The sequence below is a fragment of the Rhodococcus sp. EPR-147 genome (assembly GCF_001647185.1).
GTDB lineage: Bacteria > Actinomycetota > Actinomycetes > Mycobacteriales > Mycobacteriaceae > Rhodococcoides.
Window position 1 is genome coordinate 1 of sequence record NZ_LVCU01000507.1, and the last position, 4,725, is coordinate 4,725.

Genomic DNA, 4,725 nt, shown 5'->3' on the forward strand with positions numbered 1-4,725 from the left:
TGGAGGATCCGGCCGCCCGTCCCGAGCGCCCTGCGCACATCGATCCCGACGCGTTCCTGCTGGTGGCAACCTCGGGCTCCACCGGCCGGCCGAAACCGCTCGCTCGCACGGCCGCGTCGTGGGTAGACAGCTTCCCCGAGTTCACCGACATATCCGGTATCCGCCCGACCGACACCGTGCTCATTACCGGACCGCTGCACGCCACGATGCACCTGTTCGCCGCGGTGCACGCACTGTGGCTGGGGGCATGCGTCACCGACAATCCCGCGCATGCCACGGCTGTCCACGCGGTGCCTGCGGTACTCCGTGACGTCCTCCGCCGGATGCCTCGTGCGCGGATTGCCGTCGCTGCCGGCGCCGGCCTCGATGACGCTGCCGCGAAAGCGATCTCGGCGCAGGGCGTCAGGCTGGTCGAGTACTACGGCTCGGCGGAGTTGTCGCTGGTGGCGGCGAGAGTGGTGGGCGAACAATCGTCTCTGAGGCTGCTCCGGGATGTCGACGCACGCACCGAGGACGGGTACCTGTTCGTTCGATCGCCGTACGCCGCGCTGGGTGCGCGCGATTGGTTCGGCGTCGGTGATCTGGCCGAACTGAACGGCTCCGAACTCCTCGTCCACGGCCGCGGAGATGCAGCGATCAACGTGGGCGGAACCACCGTCATCGCCGAGGACGTGGAAAACATTCTGACCGGGCTCGACGGCGTCCGAGCTGCGGCAGCGATCGGCACACCGCACGCGGTTCTCGGCGAAACGGTCTCAGCCGTCATCGAACTCGACGGAACCCGCGACCTCGACCTGGTGCGCGCCGACGCTCGCGCAATCATGGCGAAGGAGGCGATGCCGCGACGCTGGACGGTGGTGCAGCAGTTGCCCCGGACCGCGAGCGGCAAGATCGCCCGAAGGGCCCTGCTGTGAATGTGTCTGCTTCGAGCAGCCCAGTCATCGTTGCGGCCAAACGTTCGGCAATCGGTATCGCCGGGCACGGCTTCGCCGATGTCACCGCCCCGAACCTTGCCGCGCCGGTGCTGAAAGCTGTTGCAGCAGAAATCAGTTCACTCGACATTCCGATCGACGACGTGATTCTCGGTAATTGCCTCGGTCCCGGCGGTGATGTTGCACGGGTCTCGGCGCTGCTCGCGGGCCTCGGTGTCGGTGTTCCCGGAGTCACCGTCGATCGGCAGTGCGGATCCGGGCTCGACGCCGTGGCGCAGGCCGCGTCGCGCATCCGCAGCGGCGACGAGACGTCGATACTGGCCGGTGGCGTCGAATCTGCCAGCACCAGTCCGTGGCGGTTCTGGCCACCGGTCGACGGCGAAGAGCCTGTCCGCTACACCCGAGCGCCGTTCGCTCCGCCCGGCTTCGAGGACCCCGACATGGGTGTGGCAGCGGACGACCTCGCGCGAATCCGCGGTATCGGGCGCGAACGCCAAGATGCTTACGCTGCACGGTCGTTCGCGCGCGCGGCGGCCTGCGACTTCTCGGCCGAGATCGTCACCGTGAACGAGGTCGCAACCGACGAGCGCATCCGCCCCAACATGACCGCCCAGCGACTCGGCAGGCTGCGCCCCACATTCACCCCAGCCGGCACGTTCACCCCAGCCGGCACGGTGACCGCGGGCAATTCGTGCGGAATATCCGACGGCGCAGCGGTTCTGGCCATCACCACCGCCGAGCGGGCAGCCGGGATGCCGGCGTTGCGCATCCTCGGCAGTGCCGTCGCCGGGTCCGACCCGGCTCTTCCCGGGCTGGGTCCGGTGCCGGCGATCGAGAAGCTGCTCGCCCGCACCGGGGTGGGCCTCTCCGACATCGAAACCATCGAAATCACCGAGGCTTTTGCGTCGGTCGTGCTCGCGGTCTCGGATGAATTGGGTCTCGACGAGGACCGCATCTGCCCACAAGGTGGAGCCATCGCGATGGGCCATCCGTGGGGAGCTTCGGGTGCAATTCTGCTGGTACGGTTGGCCTCTCGAATGTTGCAACCCGGGGGTCCGGCGCTGGGACTGGCGGCCTGCGCCATCGGCGGCGGGCAAGGAATAGCGATGCTGGTGGAACGAGCGACATGAGCAGGGTTACATGAGCAGGGTCATATGAGCACAATCAAGTTCGAGAACATTTCGCACTCGTTCGGAGAACGGAAGGTGCTGCACGGCATCGACCTCGAGTTCGACGAGCGCCGTATCGGCATCATCGGCTCCAACGGCTCCGGCAAGTCGACGCTCGCGCGGATGATCAACGGTCTGATCAAACCCGATACGGGCCGCGTCACGGTCGACGGTATCGACGCCGCCAAGAAGGGTGCGCAGGTACGCAAGAAGGTCGGGTTCGTGTTCACCGATCCCGATTCGCAGATCGTGATGCCCACTGTCGCCGAGGATCTCGCGTTCTCGCTGCGCAGGTCTGGGCTGACCAAACAGCAGGTGGCCGAGCGGGTGGAGGAGATTCTCGTCCGCTTCCGTCTCGATCAGCACCGCGACCATCCGGCGCACCTGCTCTCCGGTGGACAGAAACAATTGCTGGCGATCGGTGCCGTCCTCATCCGACGACCGGAGGTGGTCGTTGCGGACGAACCCACCACGCTGCTGGATCTGCGGAACGGACGCGTCGTTGCGCAGGCTCTGGATTCGATGGATCAGCAGGTCATCGTCGTGACCCACCAACTGGCCCTGCTGGACAGCTTCGAGCGCGTCATCGTCATCGACGACGGCCGCATCGCGTTCGACGGAACCCCCGCCGCCGCGGTCCCTGCCTATCGGGAGCTGATCGGATGATCGGTCTCTACCGCCCCGGCACCTCGCTGCTGCACCGGATGAGCCCGGGATCGAAGCTGCTGGCGTTGATCTTCGCGATCCTGGGAACGGTGATCTTCGCGCGCACTCCGCTCGAGGTCGCAGCGGTGGCGCTGCTGGTCGCGGCGTTGTTCGCGGTGGCTCGCATTCCAGCGAAAGTCGCACTGGCGCAACTGCGTCCGGTGCTGTGGATGCTGCTGATCATCGGCGTGTTCCAGGTAATCATCACGACCTGGCAGCGCGCCGTCGTGGTGTGTGGGGTGCTGGTGATCTCCGTTGCGCTGGCAGCTCTTGTCACCCTCACCACCCGCGTGACCGACATGCTCGATACCGTCACCCGAGCGCTCGGCCCCGTCCGCCGCTTCGGCGTCGACCCGGATCGCATCGGACTGCTGCTGGCCCTGGCCATCCGATGCATCCCGCTGCTCGCATCCATCGTCCAAGAGGTGTCGCAGGCCCGCAAAGCACGCGGACTGCAGTGGTCGATGACGGCACTGGCAACGCCGGTCCTGGTGCGGGCCCTCCGCACCGCCGACGCGATGGGAGACGCCCTCGTCGCGCGCGGTGTAGATGACGATGGTGTCGATGACGATGACGATGACGATGACGATGACCACGAGTGAACTCCTCGCCGCCCGGATAGCGCGGCATTCCGACCGCCCCGAGGCAGCCGTGGTCGACGCGACCGGGGAGGTCACCTACCGCGAATTCTGGGACCGGGTGACGCGCGCGGCGTCCGCAGTGGCAGGGATGCGTCGCATCGCGGTACTGCCGACGTCGGACATCGGGTCGTTGGTGGTCGTCGTCGCGGCGATGCATGCCGGGGTGAGTGTCGTTCTGCTGCATCGGCATTTGTTGGCTCAGGAATTCGCCGATGTCGTGGCGGTCTGCGAGCCCTCGCTGATTGTCGCGCACCCGCGTCAGCACGCGAGAGTGCACGGTTGGGGTGCAGTCGACGTGTTCGCACCCGAGGACATACCAGCCAGCCCGCCCGCCGCCGTCCCCACCCCCACACCGAATTCCGAGTTGCTCGTGGGCGTCACCTCGGGAACCACCGGTCCGCCCAAGCTGTTCGTGCGCAATCAAGCGTCGTGGGCGCCGACGCTGGATCGCTCCGATGCCTTGTTCGATCTCGGTCCGGGAGATCGGGTGTCCGCACCGGGCACTCTCGATCACACGCACTTTCTCTACGGCGCACTGCACGGGCTCACCCGCGGGGCGACGGTCGACCTACGGGAGCCCACGGTGGCCCTCGAAGATGCTGCAACACATCTGTATTCGGTCCCGACCATTGCTTGGGACATCGCTCGCTCGGGAGTGCGATCGGACAGTGTCCGTGAAGTGCTCTCGTCCGCGGCGCGATGGGCGGAACCGGGGAGGGCCGCTCTGGCGGCGGTACTTCCGAACGCGGCGCTGACGCATTTCTACGGGGCGTCGGAGCTGAGTTTCGTTTCCTACGACCGAAGCGAAATCGAAGGCACCGAGGTCAGCGGGCAGCTGTTCGACGGAGTCGAGGTCGAGATCCGGGACGAGCTGCTTCATGTCCGCAGCGACATGCTGTTCGACGGCTACCTGAGCCGAGTGGGAGGCCACACCACTCTGACGAACGGGCCGGTCGACGGGTGGATGACGGTCAGCGATCGCGGCAGTGTCGAAGACGGCCGACTGACCTTGTACGGCCGCGGCAGCGAGACGATCGTCCGGGCCGGTCTCACGGTGGAGTTGACCCCGATCGAGGCGGCCCTGCTCGCAGTTCCCGGTGTGCTCGAGGCCGGGGTGGTCGGGTTGCCCAACGACAGAACCGGTGAGGAACCTGCTGCCGGAGTTGTTGTGGGGCAGACCGATTCGATATCCGTGGCTCGGATTCGCCGCCACCTGCGCACCGTGCTGCCGGGGCCGAGCCTGCCCGTGGTGATCGCCGTCGTGGACGCTCTGCCGCG

At 66.8% G+C, this 4,725-nt stretch carries 5 protein-coding genes; all 5 read left to right on the forward strand.

From position 1 onward, the window contains the following. Nucleotides 1-914, forward strand: a 914-nt coding sequence (locus tag A2J02_RS21790) for an AMP-binding enzyme (protein ID WP_068053451.1), incomplete at its 5' end; no start/stop codon positions are given. Beyond that, nucleotides 911-2,062: a thiolase family protein gene (locus A2J02_RS21795; RefSeq protein ID WP_068053454.1), complete on the forward strand. Its 1,152-nt coding sequence runs from the start codon at nt 911-913 to the stop codon at nt 2,060-2,062. The genes A2J02_RS21790 and A2J02_RS21795, both read left to right, overlap by 4 nt. A 24-nt stretch (nt 2,063-2,086) precedes the next feature. Continuing rightward, nucleotides 2,087-2,767, forward strand: a complete 681-nt coding sequence (locus A2J02_RS21800; RefSeq protein ID WP_068053457.1) for an energy-coupling factor ABC transporter ATP-binding protein — start codon at nt 2,087-2,089, stop codon at nt 2,765-2,767. Continuing rightward, on the forward strand, nt 2,764-3,408 hold the full coding sequence (locus A2J02_RS21805) for an energy-coupling factor transporter transmembrane component T family protein (protein ID WP_068053459.1): 645 nt from the start codon (nt 2,764-2,766) through the stop codon (nt 3,406-3,408). The genes A2J02_RS21800 and A2J02_RS21805 overlap by 4 nt, the downstream gene beginning before the upstream one ends. Then, the coding region (locus tag A2J02_RS21810) for an AMP-binding protein (protein WP_231911490.1) at nt 3,371-4,725 on the forward strand (1,355 nt) is incomplete at its 3' end. The genes A2J02_RS21805 and A2J02_RS21810, both read left to right, overlap by 38 nt.

What these genes read in the sequence shown, in the direction of transcription:
- A2J02_RS21805 (WP_068053459.1), top strand. Translation starts at nt 2,764, where the DNA reads ATGATCGGTCTCTACCGCCCCGGCACCTCGCTGCTGCACCGGATGAGC.
- A2J02_RS21800 (WP_068053457.1), top strand. Translation starts at nt 2,087, where the DNA reads ATGAGCACAATCAAGTTCGAGAACATTTCGCACTCGTTCGGAGAACGG.